This is a genomic window from Aeromonas sp. 602396 (genome assembly GCF_049173735.1).
GTDB classification, from domain to species: Bacteria; Pseudomonadota; Gammaproteobacteria; order Enterobacterales; family Aeromonadaceae; genus Aeromonas; species Aeromonas veronii_A.
The window spans coordinates 150,600-164,932 of sequence record NZ_JAAKSD010000009.1; the positions used below are offsets into that span (position 1 = coordinate 150,600).

Annotated in this window: 28 protein-coding genes and 1 pseudogene; 28 read left to right on the forward strand and 1 reads right to left on the reverse strand. The window is 52.9% G+C overall.

The features are described from left to right. Positions 1 to 166 precede the first annotated feature (166 nt). The 28 genes from rpsJ to rplQ all read left to right on the forward strand — a co-directional run bounded on the left by rpsJ (position 167) and on the right by rplQ (position 13,790). Positions 167 to 478, forward strand: a complete 312-nt coding sequence (gene rpsJ / locus G5229_RS12680) for a 30S ribosomal protein S10 (protein WP_005307944.1) — start codon at positions 167 to 169, stop codon at positions 476 to 478. Positions 479 to 500: 22 nt separating this feature from the next. Next, complete coding sequence (gene rplC / locus G5229_RS12685; protein WP_005340620.1) at positions 501 to 1,133, forward strand: 50S ribosomal protein L3; 633 nt, start codon at positions 501 to 503, stop codon at positions 1,131 to 1,133. A gap of 17 nt (positions 1,134 to 1,150) precedes the next feature. Next, positions 1,151 to 1,756, forward strand: coding sequence for a 50S ribosomal protein L4 (gene rplD / locus G5229_RS12690; RefSeq protein ID WP_005340616.1), 606 nt, complete (start codon positions 1,151 to 1,153; stop codon positions 1,754 to 1,756). Next, the gene (rplW, locus tag G5229_RS12695) at positions 1,753 to 2,055 is read left to right on the forward strand and encodes a 50S ribosomal protein L23 (RefSeq protein WP_005307955.1); all 303 of its coding nucleotides are present in this window, start codon (positions 1,753 to 1,755) and stop codon (positions 2,053 to 2,055) included. The genes rplD and rplW overlap by 4 nt, the downstream gene beginning before the upstream one ends. A 15-nt stretch (positions 2,056 to 2,070) precedes the next feature. Beyond that, positions 2,071 to 2,892: a 50S ribosomal protein L2 gene (rplB, locus tag G5229_RS12700; protein ID WP_005340614.1), complete on the forward strand. Its 822-nt coding sequence runs from the start codon at positions 2,071 to 2,073 to the stop codon at positions 2,890 to 2,892. 22 nt (positions 2,893 to 2,914) lie between these two features. Then, on the forward strand, positions 2,915 to 3,193 hold the full coding sequence (gene rpsS / locus G5229_RS12705) for a 30S ribosomal protein S19 (RefSeq protein ID WP_005307960.1): 279 nt from the start codon (positions 2,915 to 2,917) through the stop codon (positions 3,191 to 3,193). 10 nt (positions 3,194 to 3,203) lie between these two features. After that, positions 3,204 to 3,548, forward strand: coding sequence for a 50S ribosomal protein L22 (rplV, locus tag G5229_RS12710; protein ID WP_005319741.1), 345 nt, complete (start codon positions 3,204 to 3,206; stop codon positions 3,546 to 3,548). A gap of 3 nt (positions 3,549 to 3,551) precedes the next feature. Next, entirely contained in the window at positions 3,552 to 4,265 is a 714-nt protein-coding gene (gene rpsC, locus G5229_RS12715) for a 30S ribosomal protein S3 (RefSeq protein WP_005307962.1), read from the forward strand. Between the two features lie 13 nt (positions 4,266 to 4,278). Next, positions 4,279 to 4,692: a 50S ribosomal protein L16 gene (rplP, locus tag G5229_RS12720; protein ID WP_005340612.1), complete on the forward strand. Its 414-nt coding sequence runs from the start codon at positions 4,279 to 4,281 to the stop codon at positions 4,690 to 4,692. Beyond that, the gene (gene rpmC, locus G5229_RS12725; RefSeq protein ID WP_005307965.1) at positions 4,692 to 4,883 is read left to right on the forward strand and encodes a 50S ribosomal protein L29; all 192 of its coding nucleotides are present in this window, start codon (positions 4,692 to 4,694) and stop codon (positions 4,881 to 4,883) included. The genes rplP and rpmC overlap by 1 nt, the downstream gene beginning before the upstream one ends. Then, positions 4,883 to 5,131, forward strand: a complete 249-nt coding sequence (gene rpsQ / locus G5229_RS12730; RefSeq protein ID WP_005307966.1) for a 30S ribosomal protein S17 — start codon at positions 4,883 to 4,885, stop codon at positions 5,129 to 5,131. Before rpmC ends, rpsQ begins: the two co-directional genes overlap by 1 nt. Positions 5,132 to 5,278: 147 nt before the next feature. Beyond that, positions 5,279 to 5,647, forward strand: a complete 369-nt coding sequence (rplN, locus tag G5229_RS12735) for a 50S ribosomal protein L14 (protein WP_005307975.1) — start codon at positions 5,279 to 5,281, stop codon at positions 5,645 to 5,647. Between the two features lie 11 nt (positions 5,648 to 5,658). Then, positions 5,659 to 5,976: a 50S ribosomal protein L24 gene (gene rplX / locus G5229_RS12740; protein WP_005307977.1), complete on the forward strand. Its 318-nt coding sequence runs from the start codon at positions 5,659 to 5,661 to the stop codon at positions 5,974 to 5,976. 13 nt (positions 5,977 to 5,989) lie between these two features. Continuing rightward, positions 5,990 to 6,529 (forward strand): 50S ribosomal protein L5, encoded by a 540-nt coding sequence (gene rplE / locus G5229_RS12745; RefSeq protein ID WP_005331162.1) that lies wholly within the window; start codon positions 5,990 to 5,992, stop codon positions 6,527 to 6,529. A 10-nt stretch (positions 6,530 to 6,539) separates the two neighbouring features. Continuing rightward, positions 6,540 to 6,845, forward strand: coding sequence for a 30S ribosomal protein S14 (gene rpsN / locus G5229_RS12750; RefSeq protein WP_005340609.1), 306 nt, complete (start codon positions 6,540 to 6,542; stop codon positions 6,843 to 6,845). A gap of 21 nt (positions 6,846 to 6,866) precedes the next feature. Further along, positions 6,867 to 7,259, forward strand: a complete 393-nt coding sequence (gene rpsH, locus G5229_RS12755) for a 30S ribosomal protein S8 (RefSeq protein ID WP_005307980.1) — start codon at positions 6,867 to 6,869, stop codon at positions 7,257 to 7,259. Positions 7,260 to 7,272: 13 nt separating this feature from the next. Beyond that, positions 7,273 to 7,806: a 50S ribosomal protein L6 gene (rplF, locus tag G5229_RS12760; protein WP_005340607.1), complete on the forward strand. Its 534-nt coding sequence runs from the start codon at positions 7,273 to 7,275 to the stop codon at positions 7,804 to 7,806. Between the two features lie 9 nt (positions 7,807 to 7,815). Further along, positions 7,816 to 8,169 (forward strand): 50S ribosomal protein L18, encoded by a 354-nt coding sequence (gene rplR / locus G5229_RS12765; protein ID WP_005340606.1) that lies wholly within the window; start codon positions 7,816 to 7,818, stop codon positions 8,167 to 8,169. A gap of 14 nt (positions 8,170 to 8,183) precedes the next feature. Then, positions 8,184 to 8,684 carry a 30S ribosomal protein S5 gene (gene rpsE, locus G5229_RS12770; protein ID WP_005342686.1) on the forward strand — a complete coding sequence of 167 codons (501 nt, stop codon included), beginning with the start codon at positions 8,184 to 8,186 and terminating at the stop codon, positions 8,682 to 8,684. Positions 8,685 to 8,690: 6 nt separating this feature from the next. Beyond that, entirely contained in the window at positions 8,691 to 8,870 is a 180-nt protein-coding gene (rpmD, locus tag G5229_RS12775; protein ID WP_005307985.1) for a 50S ribosomal protein L30, read from the forward strand. A 2-nt stretch (positions 8,871 to 8,872) separates the two neighbouring features. Continuing rightward, positions 8,873 to 9,310: a 50S ribosomal protein L15 gene (rplO, locus tag G5229_RS12780; RefSeq protein ID WP_005342691.1), complete on the forward strand. Its 438-nt coding sequence runs from the start codon at positions 8,873 to 8,875 to the stop codon at positions 9,308 to 9,310. An 8-nt stretch (positions 9,311 to 9,318) separates the two neighbouring features. After that, positions 9,319 to 10,647 carry a preprotein translocase subunit SecY gene (gene secY / locus G5229_RS12785; RefSeq protein ID WP_005307989.1) on the forward strand — a complete coding sequence of 443 codons (1,329 nt, stop codon included), beginning with the start codon at positions 9,319 to 9,321 and terminating at the stop codon, positions 10,645 to 10,647. 27 nt (positions 10,648 to 10,674) lie between these two features. After that, positions 10,675 to 10,788 (forward strand): 50S ribosomal protein L36, encoded by a 114-nt coding sequence (gene rpmJ, locus G5229_RS12790; protein ID WP_005319705.1) that lies wholly within the window; start codon positions 10,675 to 10,677, stop codon positions 10,786 to 10,788. Between the two features lie 139 nt (positions 10,789 to 10,927). Beyond that, positions 10,928 to 11,284 (forward strand): 30S ribosomal protein S13, encoded by a 357-nt coding sequence (gene rpsM, locus G5229_RS12795; RefSeq protein ID WP_005307991.1) that lies wholly within the window; start codon positions 10,928 to 10,930, stop codon positions 11,282 to 11,284. Between the two features lie 14 nt (positions 11,285 to 11,298). Continuing rightward, positions 11,299 to 11,688 (forward strand): 30S ribosomal protein S11, encoded by a 390-nt coding sequence (gene rpsK, locus G5229_RS12800; RefSeq protein ID WP_005307993.1) that lies wholly within the window; start codon positions 11,299 to 11,301, stop codon positions 11,686 to 11,688. A gap of 39 nt (positions 11,689 to 11,727) precedes the next feature. After that, positions 11,728 to 12,348 carry a 30S ribosomal protein S4 gene (gene rpsD / locus G5229_RS12805; protein ID WP_005342696.1) on the forward strand — a complete coding sequence of 207 codons (621 nt, stop codon included), beginning with the start codon at positions 11,728 to 11,730 and terminating at the stop codon, positions 12,346 to 12,348. Positions 12,349 to 12,373: 25 nt separating this feature from the next. Beyond that, positions 12,374 to 13,363: a DNA-directed RNA polymerase subunit alpha gene (locus tag G5229_RS12810; protein WP_005307997.1), complete on the forward strand. Its 990-nt coding sequence runs from the start codon at positions 12,374 to 12,376 to the stop codon at positions 13,361 to 13,363. A gap of 43 nt (positions 13,364 to 13,406) precedes the next feature. Beyond that, positions 13,407 to 13,790, forward strand: coding sequence for a 50S ribosomal protein L17 (gene rplQ / locus G5229_RS12815; protein ID WP_005307999.1), 384 nt, complete (start codon positions 13,407 to 13,409; stop codon positions 13,788 to 13,790). A 229-nt stretch (positions 13,791 to 14,019) separates the two neighbouring features. Here the strand turns inward: rplQ and G5229_RS12820 are convergent. Further along, a pseudogene (locus G5229_RS12820) lies at positions 14,020 to 14,130 on the reverse strand (gamma carbonic anhydrase family protein); the annotation flags it as partial. Positions 14,131 to 14,333: the final 203 nt, after the last annotated feature.

The following is a 14,333-nucleotide window of genomic DNA, read 5'->3' on the forward strand; positions in this document are numbered from 1 at the left end:
ATGAGGTAAGCCAGACGATATGTCTGTTGCTGAGTTTCCTGTTTACAGGAGCCAGCCATACAGTCCTCCCGATATGGGGGGAAACGTGAAAAATCACACCTCTGGCGGGAGAAATCTCGGTCGGGCGGTGTTGATTTATGTTCTTTTATCTATTGGAGCTCTGTCAATGCAGAACCAAAGAATCCGTATCCGCCTGAAGGCTTTTGATCATCGCCTGATTGATCAATCCACTGCGGAAATCGTTGAAACTGCTAAGCGCACTGGCGCGCAGGTTCGCGGTCCTATTCCGCTGCCGACTCGCAAAGAGCGCTTCACCGTCCTGATCTCCCCGCACGTCAACAAAGATGCGCGTGATCAGTACGAGATCCGCACTCACAAGCGTCTGGTAGACATCGTTGAGCCGACTGACAAGACCGTAGACGCCCTGATGCGTCTGGATCTGGCAGCTGGTGTAGACGTCCAGATCAGCCTGGGTTAATTACGGAAAGAGGTTGATAACAATGACAATCGGTCTTGTAGGTCGCAAAGTGGGTATGACTCGCATCTTCACTGAAGATGGCGTTTCTATCCCGGTGACTGTTATCGAAGTTGAAGCTAACCGTGTAACTCAGGTCAAATCTGTAGAAACCGACGGCTACAACGCTATTCAGGTTACCACTGGCGCCAAAAAAGCCAGCCGTGTGACCAAGCCGGAAGCTGGCCACTTCGCCAAAGCTGGTGTAGAAGCCGGTCGCGGTCTGTGGGAATTCCGCCTGAACAACGGTGAAACTTTCACTGTTGGTAGCGAGCTGAAAGTAGATCTTCTCGCTGACGTTAAGCTGGTAGACGTTACCGGCACATCCAAAGGTAAGGGCTTTGCTGGTACTGTTAAGCGCCACAACTTCCGCACCCAGGATATGACCCACGGTAACTCCTTGTCTCACCGCGTTCCGGGTTCTATCGGTCAGAACCAGACTCCGGGTCGTGTATTCAAGGGCAAAAAGATGGCTGGTCACATGGGTGCTGAGCGTGTAACGACTCAGAACCTGGAACTGGTTCGTGTTGACGCTGAACGCAACCTGCTGCTCATCAAAGGTGCAGTACCGGGTGCAACCAACGGCAACGTGATCGTCAAACCTGCCGTCAAAGCGTAACGTCTGAGGAGATAGTAATGGAATTGGTAATGAAAGACGCCAAGAGCGCTCTTGAAGTTTCCGAGACTACCTTCGGGCGCGAATTCAACGAAGCTCTGGTTCACCAGGTCGTCGTTGCATATGCCGCTGGTGCCCGTCAGGGTACTCGTGCGCAGCTGACTCGCTCTGAAGTGTCTGGTGGCGGCAAAAAGCCGTGGCGTCAGAAGGGTACTGGTCGTGCCCGTGCTGGCTCCATCCGTTCGCCCATCTGGCGTTCCGGTGGTGTGACTTTTGCTGCTAAGCCGCAAGATCACAGCCAGAAAGTAAACAAGAAGATGTACCGCGGCGCTATCCGTAGCATTCTGTCCGAGCTGGTACGTCAAGAGCGCCTGATCGTTGTTGAGAAGTTCGGCATCGAAGCTCCGAAGACCAAAGAACTGATCGCCAAGCTGAAAGAAATGGAACTGACTGACGTTCTGATCGTGACTGCTGAAGTCGATGAGAACCTGTTCCTGGCTGCTCGCAACCTGTACAAAGTTGACGTGCGTGACGTTGCCGGTATCGACCCGGTCAGCCTGATCGCTTTCGACAAGGTTCTGATGACTGCTGACGCAGTTAAGCAAATCGAGGAGATGCTGGCATGATCCGTGAAGAGCGTCTGCTGAAAGTTCTGAAGGCTCCGCACATCTCTGAAAAGAGCACCATGGTTGCAGAAAAGCAGAACACTATCGTGTTCAAAGTTGCTGTTGATGCTACCAAGGCGGAAGTCAAAGCTGCAGTTGCGAAACTGTTCGAGGTCGAAGTTGAGACCGTCCGTACCCTGAACATGAAGGGTAAGACCAAGCGCGCAGGTGCACGCGTAGGCCGTCGTTCCGATTGGAAAAAGGCTTATGTGACCCTGAAAGCTGGTCAGGACATCGACTTCATGGGCGCAGCCGAGTAAGAGGAGTTCTCAAAAATGGCAATCGTTAAGTGCAAGCCTACTTCTCCGGGCCGCCGCCACGTCGTCAAGATCGTCAATCAAGAGCTGTACAAGGGCAAGCCCTTCGCCGCTCTGCTGGACAGCAAAAGCAAGTCCGGTGGTCGTAACAACAACGGCCGTATCACTACCCGTCATATCGGTGGTGGTCACAAGCAGCACTACCGTATCGTCGACTTCAAGCGCGACAAAGACGGTATCCCGGCTAAAGTAGAGCGCCTGGAATACGATCCGAACCGTACCGCTAACATCGCTCTGGTGTTGTATGCAGACGGTGAGCGTCGTTACATCTTGGCTCCGAAAGGCCTGAAAGCTGGTGACGCGATCGCTTCTGGTGCTGATGCAGCCATCAAGGTAGGTAACGCCCTGCCGATGCGCAACATCCCGGTTGGTTCTACCGTTCACGCTGTAGAGATGAAGCCTGGTAAAGGTGCCCAGCTGGCTCGTTCCGCTGGTACTTTCATCCAGATCCTGGCTCGTGAAGGTAACTATGTAACTCTGCGTCTGCGTTCCGGCGAAGTACGTAAAGTTCTGGCCGAGTGCCGCGCTACCATCGGTGAAGTCGGTAACTCCGAGCACATGTTGCGTCAACTGGGTAAAGCCGGTGCAAACCGCTGGCGTGGTATTCGTCCGACCGTTCGCGGTATGGCGATGAACCCGGTTGACCACCCGCACGGTGGTGGTGAGGGTCGTAACAAGGGCATGCAGCCTGTGTCCCCATGGGGCCAGAAGGCTAAAGGCTTCAAGACCCGTAAGAACAAGCGTACCGACAAGTACATCGTACGTCGTCGTAACAAGTAATTGTTAACATAGAGGAATCACCATGCCACGTTCTCTCAAGAAGGGTCCATTTATTGACCTGCACTTGCTGAAGAAGGTAGAGAAAGCGGTGGAAAGCGGGGATAAAAAGCCGGTTAAAACCTGGTCCCGTCGTTCAATGATCATCCCGAACATGATCGGTTTGACCATCGCTGTCCATAATGGTCGTCAGCACGTTCCGGTTTTCGTTACCGAAGAAATGATCGGTCACAAACTGGGTGAATTCGCACCGACTCGTACTTATCGCGGCCATGCTGCTGATAAGAAGGCTAAGAAGCGCTAAGGGATAAATGATGGAAGCTATCGCTAAACACCGTTATGCCCGTACTTCTGCCCAGAAAGCTCGTCTGGTAGCCGATCAAGTACGTGGTCTGTCCGTAGACAAGGCTCTGAATATCCTGACCTTCAGCCCGAAAAAGGCTGCAGTGCTGGTTAAGAAAGTGCTGGAATCTGCCATTGCAAACGCTGAGCACAACGAAGGCGCCGATATCGACGCGCTGCGTGTTGCTACTATCATGGTCGACGAAGGTCCCTCCATGAAGCGCATCCGTCCGCGTGCCAAAGGTCGTGCGGATCGTATCCTCAAGCGTACCGCTCACATCACTGTAGTGGTATCCGACGCTAAGGCTGGGAGATAAGCAATGGGTCAGAAAGTACATCCTAATGGCATTCGCCTGGGTATTACCAAGCCTTGGAATTCTACCTGGTTCGCGAACACCAAAGACTTCGCTGACAACCTGTACAGCGATTTTCAAGTACGCCAGTTCCTGACCAAGGAACTGAAAAACGCGTCCTTGTCCAAGATCACCATTGAGCGTCCGGCCAAGAGCATCCGTGTGACCATTCACACCGCTCGTCCGGGTGTTGTCATCGGTAAGAAAGGCGAAGACGTTGAGAAGCTGCGCAAAGCTGTAGCCACTATTGCTGGCGTGCCTGCTCAGATCAACATTTCCGAAGTCCGCAAGCCGGAGCTGGATGGCAAACTCGTTGCCGACAGCATCACTTCCCAGTTGGAGCGTCGTGTAATGTTCCGTCGTGCTATGAAGCGCGCCGTACAGAACGCAATGCGCCTGGGTGCCAAGGGCATCAAAGTGGAAGTTTCCGGTCGTCTGGGCGGCGCTGAAATCGCGCGTACCGAATGGTACCGTGAAGGTCGTGTGCCGTTGCACACCCTGCGTGCCGACATCGACTACGCAACTTCTGAAGCCCACACCACTTACGGTGTGATCGGCGTTAAAGTTTGGATCTTCAAGGGCGAAGTTCTGGGCGGTCTGGCTGCTGTTAACGCTGCCGCTGCTCAAGAGCAAGCTCCTGCAAAGCCCAAGCGTGACAACAAGCGCCGCGCTGCTAAGTAAGGAGATTCGGTAAATGTTGCAACCTAAGCGTACTAAATTCCGCAAGACCCACAAGGGTCGTAACCGCGGTCTGGCCACCTCTGGTAACGAAGTATCCTTCGGTACCTTTGGCCTGAAGGCGACATCCCGTGGTCAACTGACTGCTCGTCAAATCGAAGCAGCCCGTCGTGCCATGACCCGTCACGTTAAGCGTCAAGGTAAGATCTGGATCCGTGTGTTCCCGGACAAGCCCATCACCGAAAAGCCCCTCGAAGTTCGTATGGGTAAAGGTAAGGGTAACGTGGAATACTGGGTTTGCCCGATCCAGCCTGGCAAGGTTCTGTACGAGATGGACGGTGTACCTGAGGCTCTGGCGCGTGAAGCGTTTGCCCTGGCCGCAGCTAAGCTGTCTGTTCAGACCACTTTCGTAATTAAGACGGTGATGTGATGAAAGCCCAAGATCTGCGTCAAAAGAGCGTCGAAGAACTGAACCAGGAGCTGCTGGGCCTGCTGCGTGAGCAATTCAACATGCGCATGCAAGCGTCCACCGGCCAGCTGGCTCAGACTCACACTCTGAAACAAGTGCGTCGTGACGTCGCACGTATCAAGACTGTACTGACTGAGAAGGCAGGTGCGTAATGACTGACAAGATCCGTACTCTGCAAGGTCGTGTAATCAGCGACAAGATGGACAAGTCCATCACTGTTGCTATCGAGCGCAAGGTAAAGCACCCGATCTACGGTAAGATCATCAAGCGCACTACCAAGCTGCACGTGCATGACGAAAACAACGAGTGCAAAGCTGGCGACCTCGTGGAAATCCGCGAATGCCGCCCGCTGTCCAAGACCAAGTCCTGGACCCTGGTTGCCGTTGTAGAAAAGGCCTAATCGGTACTTTGTAGTCCAAGCGGCCCCTTTCAGGGGCCGTTTGTTTTTTAGGCTACCTTTTCTGAAAATCCTGTGTTATAGTTTCGCGCCTTTTGAAGGCAGCCAGATCCCATTAGGGATAAGAAGTAAACAAAGCGGAGCACTAAGATGATCCAGATGCAAAGTATGCTGGGTGTTGCCGACAACTCCGGCGCTCGCAGTGTAATGTGTATTAAGGTTCTGGGTGGCTCGCACCGCCGTTACGCCGGCATCGGCGACATCATCAAGGTTTCCATCAAGGAAGCCATTCCTCGCGGTAAAGTGAAGAAAGGTGATGTGTATAACGCGGTGGTCGTACGCACCCGTAAAGGCGTTCGTCGTCCGGACGGCTCTGTCATCCGTTTCGACAACAATGCGGCTGTGTTGCTTAACAACAACCAACAGCCAATCGGTACTCGTATTTTTGGCCCGGTGACCCGTGAACTGCGTAATGAGAAGTTCATGAAGATTGTGTCCCTGGCACCCGAAGTACTGTAAGGAGTCGAACGATGGCAGCTAAAATCCGTCGCGAAGACGAAGTGATTGTTCTTACCGGCAAAGACAAGGGCAAGCGTGGCAAAGTCACTCAAGTCCTGATTGCAAAAGGTAAGGTAATCGTGGAAGGCATCAACCAGGTGAAGAAACACCAGAAGCCGGTACCCGCACTGGGTCAGGCTGGCGGTATCGTCACCAAAGAAGCCCCCATCGATGTATCAAACGTAGCGCTGTTCAACTCTGCCACTGGCAAAGCTGACCGCGTTGGTTTCCGGATTGAAGACGGCAAAAAAGTCCGTTTCTTCAAATCCACCGGCGAACTTGTGAAGTAATTGGAGTTTAACGATGGCGAAACTGCATGATTACTACAAATCCGATGTAGTAAATGAACTGTCCAAGCAGTTCGGTTACAAGACTATCATGCAAGTCCCTCGGATCGAGAAAATCACCCTGAACATGGGTGTTGGTGAAGCGATCTCTGACAAGAAATTGCTGGAAAATGCTGCTGCCGATATGGCTGCCATTTCCGGTCAGAAGCCGCTGATCACCAAAGCTCGCAAATCTGTTGCGGGCTTCAAGATTCGTGAAGGCTACCCGATAGGTTGTAAAGTAACCCTGCGTGGCGAGCGTATGTGGGAGTTCCTGGAACGGCTGATCTGCATCTCCGTACCGCGTATCCGTGACTTCCGTGGCCTGAACGCTAAAGCGTTCGACGGTCGTGGTAACTACTCCATGGGCGTGCGTGAGCAGATCATCTTCCCGGAAATCGACTATGACAAAGTCGATCGCGTCCGTGGTCTGGATATCACCATCACCACTTCCGCGAATACCGATGAAGAAGGCCGTGCTCTGCTGGCTGCCTTTAACTTCCCATTCCGCAAGTAAGGTTAGGGTTATGGCTAAAACATCCATGAAAGCGCGCGAAGCAAAGCGTGCCAAGCTGGTAGCCAAGTACGCGACCAAGCGTGCCGAGCTGAAAGCTATCATCGTTGACATGAACGCTTCTGAAGAAGCGCGTTGGGATGCTGTACTGCAACTGCAACAGCTGCCCCGTGATTCCAGTCCGTCCCGCCAGCGTAACCGTTGCAATATTACTGGTCGTCCGCACGGTTTCCTGCGCAAGTTTGGCCTGTCTCGCATCAAGGTGCGTGAGCATGCCATGAAGGGCGAAATTCCGGGCCTGAAGAAGGCTTCTTGGTAACGAATCTCGGGAGTTAGACTTATGAGCATGCAAGATCCGATCGCGGATATGCTGACCCGCATCCGTAACGGTCAGGCGGCGAGCAAAGTTGCGGTTTCCATGCCTTCTTCCAAGCTGAAAGTGGCTATCGCCAAAGTGCTGAAAGAAGAAGGTTACATCGCTGGCTACTCCGTAGCTGGTGACGTGAAGCCGGAACTGGAAATTGAACTGAAATATTTCCAGGGCAAGCCAGTTGTAGAACTGATCCAACGCGTAAGCCGTCCAGGCCTGCGTATTTACAAGCGCACTACTGATCTGCCGAAAGTTATGGGCGGTCTCGGTGTTGCTATCGTGTCCACGTCTAAAGGTGTGATGACTGACCGTGCTGCTCGCAAAGCAAGCATGGGCGGTGAGATCATCTGCTACGTCGCTTAATAGGAGGTAGGAAATGTCTCGTGTTGCTAAGGCACCCGTCACTATTCCTGCTGGCGTAGAGGTGACTCTGAACGGCCAGGAACTGACCATCAAAGGTGGTAAAGGTTCTCTGGTTCGCTCTATTCACGCCGGTGTAGAAGTGACCAAAGAAGACAATGTACTGAAGTTCGCCCCGCGCGGCAGCATCGCTGGTGCTGACGCTCAGGCCGGTACTGCCCGTGCATTGGTCAACAACATGGTAATCGGTGTTACCCAAGGCTTCGAGCGCAAGCTGCAGCTGGTTGGTGTAGGTTATAAAGCCTCCATCAAGGGCAATGCTGTTGCGCTGGCTCTGGGCTTCTCTCACCCGGTAGAGCATGCGCTGCCGGCTGGTGTGACCGCTGAGTGCCCGACTGCCACAGAAATCGTTCTGCGTGGTGTCGACAAGCAGCTGGTTGGCCAAGTCGCCGCCGATATCCGTGCTTACCGCGCTCCGGAGCCCTACAAGGGCAAGGGTGTACGCTATGCCAACGAGCAAGTGCGTACTAAAGAAGCTAAGAAGAAGTAAGGTAACACTATGGACAAGAAAGCAGCTCGTCTCCGTCGTGCTACTCGTGCTCGGAAAAAGATGCAGGAACTGGGAGCTACCCGTCTGGTTGTTCACCGTACCCCGCGTCATATCTATGCGCAGGTTATTGCAGCCAACGGTTCCGAAGTTCTGGCCTCTGCTTCCACAGTAGAGAAAGCCATCAGTGAAGCTCTGAAATACACCGGTAACGCAGATGCGGCTACCGCTGTAGGTAAAGCTATCGCTGAGCGTGCTATTGCCAAAGGCGTTCAGAACGTATCTTTCGATCGTTCCGGTTTCAAGTATCACGGTCGCATCGCTGCCCTGGCAGCTGCCGCACGTGACGCTGGTCTTCAGTTCTAAGCTAGGAGTCGAAGATGGCTAAAGTCGAATCTCAAGCCGGCGAACTGCAAGAAAAGCTCATTGCAGTAAACCGTGTTTCGAAAACTGTTAAAGGTGGTCGTATCATGTCCTTCACCGCGTTGACCGTGGTGGGTGATGGTAACGGCCGTGTAGGTTACGGTTACGGTAAAGCCCGTGAAGTTCCGGCTGCTATTCAAAAAGCAATGGAACAGGCCAAGCGTAACCTGAACAAGGTTGAACTGAACAACGGCACCCTGCACCACCCGGTGAAAGGTGTTCACTCCGGTTCCACCGTGTTCATGAAGCCGGCCTCTCAAGGTACTGGTATCATCGCAGGCGGCGCCATGCGTGCCGTTCTGGAAGTTGCTGGTATCCACAACGTGCTGGCTAAGACCTACGGTTCCACCAACCCAATCAACGTTGTTCGCGCAACTGTAGACGCTCTGGTTCACGGTCAGTCACCGGAACAGATCGCTGCCAAGCGTGGTCTGCGCGTTGAAGAAATTCTGGGGTAATGCGACATGGCTAACACTGTAAAAGTAACTCAAACTCGCAGCTCTATCGGCCGTCTGCCAAAGCACAAGGCGACTCTGCGTGGTCTGGGTCTGCGTCGCATTGGTCACACCGTTGAGCTGGAAGATACTCCTTGCGTACGCGGTATGATCAACCAGGTTTATTACATGGTTAAGGTGGAGGGCTAAGCATGCGTCTGAATACTCTGTCTCCGGCCGCTGGTTCCAAGCGCGTTAAGCACCGTCCGGGCCGTGGTATCGGTTCTGGTCTGGGCAAGACCGGTGGTCGTGGTGTTAAAGGTCAAACCTCTCGTTCCGGTGGCGGTAAAGTCCGCAACGGTTTCGAAGGCGGCCAGATGCCTTTGAAAATCCGTCTGCCGAAGTTCGGTTTCTTCTCTCGCAAATCTTTGGTATCTGCCGAAGTGCGCCTGAACGAAATCGCCCTGGTAGAAGGTGATGTAGTCGACGTGAGCACTCTGAAGCAAGCCGGCGTTCTGACCAAGAACATCGTGTTCGCTAAAGTTGTTCTGTCTGGCAACATTGACCGTGCTGTGACCGTTCGTGGTCTGTCCGTCACCAAAGGTGCACGTGCAGCCATCGAGGCCGCTGGCGGTAAAATCGAGGAATAATCAGTACAATGGCTAAGAAACCAGGATTGGATGTTAAAGCACAGGGTGGTCTGAGTGAACTGAAGAGCCGTCTGCTCTTCGTTCTCGGGGCGATTATCGTTTTCCGTGCAGGCTCTTATGTGCCGATTCCTGGTATTGACGCCGCCGTACTGGCCGAGTTGTTCCAGCAACAGAAGGGCACCATCATTGAGATGTTCAACATGTTCAGTGGTGGTGCACTATCGCGTGCTTCTATTCTTGCGTTGGGGATCATGCCGTACATTTCGGCGTCGATCATTATCCAGCTGCTGACAGTGGTTCATCCTGCTCTTGCTGAACTCAAGAAAGAGGGTGAATCCGGCCGTCGCAAGATTAGCCAATATACCCGTTGGGGCACGCTGGTTTTGGGAACTTTCCAGGCCATTGGTATTGCAACCGGTCTGCCGAATATGATGCAAGGACTCGTGACTCATCCGGGTTTGGGCTTCTATTTCACAGCGGTTGTGAGTCTGGTCACCGGTACCATGTTCTTGATGTGGTTGGGTGAGCAGATTACCGAGCGTGGGATTGGTAATGGTATCTCGTTGATTATTTTCACAGGTATCGTTGCTGGTCTGCCGCATGCCATTGGCGCTACGGCCGAACAGGCACGTCAAGGGGAATTGCACATCCTGCTGTTGTTGTTGCTGGGCTTGATTGTTTTCGCAGTGACTTACTTTGTGGTGTTCGTGGAGCGTGGTCAGCGTCGTATCGTCGTTAACTATGCCAAGCGTCAACAAGGCCGCCAGGTATTTGCCGCGCAAAGCACGCACCTGCCGTTGAAAGTGAATATGGCTGGTGTGATTCCTGCGATTTTCGCATCCAGTATCATCCTCTTCCCGGGTACCATTACCTCCTGGTTTGGTCAGGGTGAGGGTAAAGTCGCTGATATCCTGCAACAGGTCTCTATGGTCCTGCAGCCGGGTCAGCCGCTTTACGAGATGCTGTATGCAGCAGCCATTATCTTTTTCTGTTTCTTCTATACCGCGCTGGTGTTCAACCCCCGCGAGACAGCAGATAACCTGAAGAAGAGTGGAGCCTTTATCCCGGGGATCCGCCCGGGCGAGCAGACAGCACGTTATATCGATAAGGTTATGACTCGCCTGACATTGGCAGGTGCGCTCTATATAACCTTTATCTGTCTGGTACCCCAGTTCCTGATGACTGCCTGGAACGTACAGTTCTACTTCGGTGGCACTTCGCTGCTGATTATTGTGGTGGTTATCATGGACTTCATGGCTCAGGTACAAACCCATATGATGTCTCATCAATATGGTGACGTCCTGAGGAAGGCCAACCTGAAGGGCTACGGCCGCTAAAGGTCGGCGTAGTTACGGAGTTAAGCAATGAAAGTTCGTGCTTCCGTTAAGGCAATCTGCCGTAACTGCAAAATCATCAAGCGTCACGGTGTGGTGCGTGTGATTTGCAGCGAGCCAAAGCATAAACAGCGCCAAGGCTAATTTTTTACGGTTAGTACTTGCAACAAATAGTTGTGCTGGCTAATATAGCCAGCCAACTTTTGTTGTGTATTGGTTGACCGCCACGTATCCGCTCACGGGCTTTGTGGTGGTCGTAATCTACTATATGTAGGAGTGAATAGTGGCCCGTATCGCTGGCATTAACATTCCTGACCATAAGCATGCAGTCATTGCTTTGACTGCGATTTATGGCGTCGGTCGTACCCGCTCCAAGGCCATTTGTGCCGCAGCCGGTATCGCTGAGAATGTGAAAATTAAAGACCTGGACGAAGCTCAGATCGAGAGTCTGCGTGAACAAGTAGGTAAATTCACCGTTGAAGGTGACCTGCGTCGTCAGATTTCCATGAACATCAAGCGATTGATGGATCTGGGTTGCTACCGTGGTTTGCGTCACCGTCGTAGCCTGCCTGTTCGTGGTCAACGTACCAAGACCAACGCTCGTACCCGTAAGGGTCCGCGCAAGGCTATCAAGAAGTAACGGGAAGGTAGAAAATGGCTAAAACTCCGACTCGTGCTCGCAAGCGCGTTAAAAAGCAAGTGAGCGACGGTATTGCGCACGTTCATGCATCTTTCAACAACACAATCGTGACCATTACTGACCGTCAGGGCAATGCTCTGTCTTGGGCTACTTCTGGTGGTTCCGGTTTCCGTGGTTCTCGTAAGTCCACCCCGTTCGCTGCTCAGGTAGCTGCCGAGCGCGCTGGTGAGATGGCCAAAGAATATGGCGTCAAGAACCTGGAAGTCATGGTCAAAGGTCCGGGTCCCGGTCGTGAGTCTTCCATCCGCGCCCTGAACGCGGCTGGTTTCCGCATCACTAACATTACTGATGTGACTCCGATCCCGCACAACGGTTGTCGTCCTCCCAAGAAGCGCCGCGTGTAACGCTGTAGCTACTTGGTCTAGGATTGTTGGAGAAAGAAGATGGCAAGATATATCGGTCCTAAGCTTAAGCTTAGCCGTCGTGAGGGCACAGACCTCTTCCTGAAGTCTGGTGTTCGTGCGATTGATTCTAAGTGCAAGATTGACACCGCTCCTGGTCAGCACGGCGCTCGCAAGCCCCGTCTGTCCGATTACGGTGTGCAACTGCGCGAGAAACAAAAAGTTCGTCGTATCTACGGCGTATTGGAAAAACAGTTCCGCAACTACTACCGCGACGCTGCCCGTCAAAAGGGTAACACCGGTGAAAACCTGTTGCAGCTGCTGGAAGGTCGTCTGGACAACGTCGTATACCGCATGGGCTTCGGTGCTACCCGCGCTGAATCTCGTCAGCTGGTGAGCCACAAGGCCATCATGGTAAACGGCCGCGTTGTGAACATTCCTTCTTTCCAGGTTTCCCCTGAGGACGTGATCTGCGTTCGTGAGAAGGCTAAGAAGCAAGCGCGTATCAAAGCTGCCCTTGAGGTTGCTGGTCAGCGCGAGAAGCCGACTTGGGTAGAGGTTGATGCCGCTAAAATGGAAGGTGCCTTCAAGCGCCTGCCAGAGCGTTCCGACCTGTCTGCCGACATTAACGAACAGCTGATCGTCGAGCTTTACTCCAAGTAAAGCTAGCTTCTAAAGAGAGGACACAATGCTGGGTTCTGTAACAGATTTTCTTAAACCGCGGCTAGTTGACATCGAGCAAGTTAGCCCGACTCATGCGAAAGTGACTCTTGAGCCACTTGAGCGTGGCTTTGGTCACACGCTGGGCAACGCCCTGCGTCGTATTTTGCTGTCTTCTATGCCCGGTTGTGCAGTTACTGAAGTCGAAATTGACGGGGTACTGCATGAGTACAGCAGCAAAGAAGGTGTACAGGAAGACATTCTTGAAATCCTGCTCAACCTGAAAGGTATCGCTGTGAAGCTGGAAGGCAAGGACGAGGTAACTCTGTCCCTGACCAAGTCTGGAACAGGCCCCGTTACCGCAGGTGATATCACTCACGGTGATGAAGTCGAGATCGTAAACCCGGAGCACGTAATCTGCCACCTGACTGGTGCCAATGCTGAAATCAGCATGCGCCTGAAAGTTCAGCGCGGTCGTGGTTATGTGCCTGCTTCTGCTCGTGTTCACAACGATGACGAAGAGCGTCCTATCGGTCGCCTGCTGCTGGACTCCGCGTTCAGCCCCATCGTTCGTATTGCCTACAATGTTGAGGCAGCACGTGTGGAACAGCGTACCGACTTGGACAAGCTGGTCATCGACATGGAGACCAATGGTACCCTGGATCCTGAGGAAGCTATCCGTCGTTCTGCCACTATTCTGGCTGAGCAACTGGAAGCCTTCGTGGATCTGCGCGATGTCAGCGTGCCCGAGAAGAAAGAAGAGAAACCCGAGTTTGATCCGATTCTGCTGCGTCCTGTCGATGATTTGGAGCTGACAGTTCGTTCTGCGAACTGTCTGAAGGCAGAAGCTATCCACTATATTGGTGATCTGGTACAGCGTACCGAAGTTGAGTTGCTTAAGACTCCTAACCTCGGTAAGAAGTCCCTGACTGAGATCAAGGACGTGTTGGCCTCCCGTGGTCTGTCTCTTGGCATGCGCCTTGAGAACTGGCCGCCCGCCAGCATCGCTGACGAGTAATCCAGATTACGGGTTTCACAGATTTAGTTAGAAGGATAAGGTCATGCGCCATCGTTTGAGTGGTCGTCAACTGAACCGGAACAGCAGCCATCGTCAGGCTATGTTCCGCAACATGGCCAGCTCCCTGGTTCGTCATGAGATCATCAAGACGACTCTGCCTAAGGCAAAAGAGCTGCGTCGTGTAGTTGAACCGCTGATCACCCTTGCCAAGACTGATAGCGTTGCTAATCGTCGTCTGGCATTTGCCCGCACTCGCGACAACGCGATCGTGGCTAAGCTGTTCAATGAACTGGGCCCGCGCTACCTGGAGCGCGCCGGCGGTTATACTCGCATTCTGAAATGCGGTTTCCGTGCTGGCGACAACGCCCCTATGGCTTATATTGAGCTGGTAGACCGCCCGGCCGCTGCTGAAGCAGCTGCTGAGTGATAAAGAAAAAGCCGGGCTTGTCCCGGCTTTTCTTTTAATCCATTCTGACACTGCCTCAACTGCCTCAACTGCCTCAACTGCCTCAACTGCCTCAACTGCCTCAACTGCCTCAACTGCCTCAACTGCCTCAACTCATCATTCACCTATATGTTCTTCTATAGAAGTAAGCGCTGTTCCCAAACCACTGCTGAGTGGTGAATGGTTAATGGTTGGATCACTTGGCGTGAACATCGTCAGCCAGCTGATATCGCCCTACATATACCCATTTGCCCAATTGCGGGCGTTTTCCCTTGCAGGGTCTCAGTCGCAAGTCCATCTTGGCCTCCTTGTTTTCGGCCATTCTAGCAATCTGCAGGCTGTTTCTGTGGATAAGTTTGTATAAAAGCTGTGATTGGAGGTGAATAACTAAAAAAGTGCCCTTTTTTGCAATTTTATTGCCGATGAGGGGTTGTCAGAAAGAATCTGTTCCCTATAATGCGCCTCCATCGACAGGGCAAGCGGCAACGCAAACAACCTCGTCGGTAACCTCGAAAAGCCTTTGAA

Excerpts from the sequence above, each read along its gene's own strand:
- secY (WP_005307989.1), top strand. The coding sequence starts at position 9,319 with ATGGCTAAGAAACCAGGATTGGATGTTAAAGCACAGGGTGGTCTGAGT.
- rpsK (WP_005307993.1), top strand. The coding sequence starts at position 11,299 with ATGGCTAAAACTCCGACTCGTGCTCGCAAGCGCGTTAAAAAGCAAGTG.
- rplR (WP_005340606.1), top strand. The coding sequence starts at position 7,816 with ATGGACAAGAAAGCAGCTCGTCTCCGTCGTGCTACTCGTGCTCGGAAA.
- rplX (WP_005307977.1), top strand. The coding sequence starts at position 5,659 with ATGGCAGCTAAAATCCGTCGCGAAGACGAAGTGATTGTTCTTACCGGC.
- rplV (WP_005319741.1), top strand. The coding sequence starts at position 3,204 with ATGGAAGCTATCGCTAAACACCGTTATGCCCGTACTTCTGCCCAGAAA.
- rplP (WP_005340612.1), top strand. The coding sequence starts at position 4,279 with ATGTTGCAACCTAAGCGTACTAAATTCCGCAAGACCCACAAGGGTCGT.
- rpsQ (WP_005307966.1), top strand. The coding sequence starts at position 4,883 with ATGACTGACAAGATCCGTACTCTGCAAGGTCGTGTAATCAGCGACAAG.
- rplC (WP_005340620.1), top strand. The coding sequence starts at position 501 with ATGACAATCGGTCTTGTAGGTCGCAAAGTGGGTATGACTCGCATCTTC.
- rplB (WP_005340614.1), top strand. The coding sequence starts at position 2,071 with ATGGCAATCGTTAAGTGCAAGCCTACTTCTCCGGGCCGCCGCCACGTC.
- rpsN (WP_005340609.1), top strand. The coding sequence starts at position 6,540 with ATGGCTAAAACATCCATGAAAGCGCGCGAAGCAAAGCGTGCCAAGCTG.
- rplQ (WP_005307999.1), top strand. The coding sequence starts at position 13,407 with ATGCGCCATCGTTTGAGTGGTCGTCAACTGAACCGGAACAGCAGCCAT.
- rplE (WP_005331162.1), top strand. The coding sequence starts at position 5,990 with ATGGCGAAACTGCATGATTACTACAAATCCGATGTAGTAAATGAACTG.
- rplO (WP_005342691.1), top strand. The coding sequence starts at position 8,873 with ATGCGTCTGAATACTCTGTCTCCGGCCGCTGGTTCCAAGCGCGTTAAG.
- rplN (WP_005307975.1), top strand. The coding sequence starts at position 5,279 with ATGATCCAGATGCAAAGTATGCTGGGTGTTGCCGACAACTCCGGCGCT.
- rplD (WP_005340616.1), top strand. The coding sequence starts at position 1,151 with ATGGAATTGGTAATGAAAGACGCCAAGAGCGCTCTTGAAGTTTCCGAG.
- rpsD (WP_005342696.1), top strand. The coding sequence starts at position 11,728 with ATGGCAAGATATATCGGTCCTAAGCTTAAGCTTAGCCGTCGTGAGGGC.
- rpmC (WP_005307965.1), top strand. The coding sequence starts at position 4,692 with ATGAAAGCCCAAGATCTGCGTCAAAAGAGCGTCGAAGAACTGAACCAG.
- rplF (WP_005340607.1), top strand. The coding sequence starts at position 7,273 with ATGTCTCGTGTTGCTAAGGCACCCGTCACTATTCCTGCTGGCGTAGAG.
- rpmJ (WP_005319705.1), top strand. The coding sequence starts at position 10,675 with ATGAAAGTTCGTGCTTCCGTTAAGGCAATCTGCCGTAACTGCAAAATC.
- rpsJ (WP_005307944.1), top strand. The coding sequence starts at position 167 with ATGCAGAACCAAAGAATCCGTATCCGCCTGAAGGCTTTTGATCATCGC.
- rpmD (WP_005307985.1), top strand. The coding sequence starts at position 8,691 with ATGGCTAACACTGTAAAAGTAACTCAAACTCGCAGCTCTATCGGCCGT.
- rpsH (WP_005307980.1), top strand. The coding sequence starts at position 6,867 with ATGAGCATGCAAGATCCGATCGCGGATATGCTGACCCGCATCCGTAAC.
- rpsC (WP_005307962.1), top strand. The coding sequence starts at position 3,552 with ATGGGTCAGAAAGTACATCCTAATGGCATTCGCCTGGGTATTACCAAG.
- G5229_RS12810 (WP_005307997.1), top strand. The coding sequence starts at position 12,374 with ATGCTGGGTTCTGTAACAGATTTTCTTAAACCGCGGCTAGTTGACATC.
- rpsS (WP_005307960.1), top strand. The coding sequence starts at position 2,915 with ATGCCACGTTCTCTCAAGAAGGGTCCATTTATTGACCTGCACTTGCTG.
- rplW (WP_005307955.1), top strand. The coding sequence starts at position 1,753 with ATGATCCGTGAAGAGCGTCTGCTGAAAGTTCTGAAGGCTCCGCACATC.
- rpsE (WP_005342686.1), top strand. The coding sequence starts at position 8,184 with ATGGCTAAAGTCGAATCTCAAGCCGGCGAACTGCAAGAAAAGCTCATT.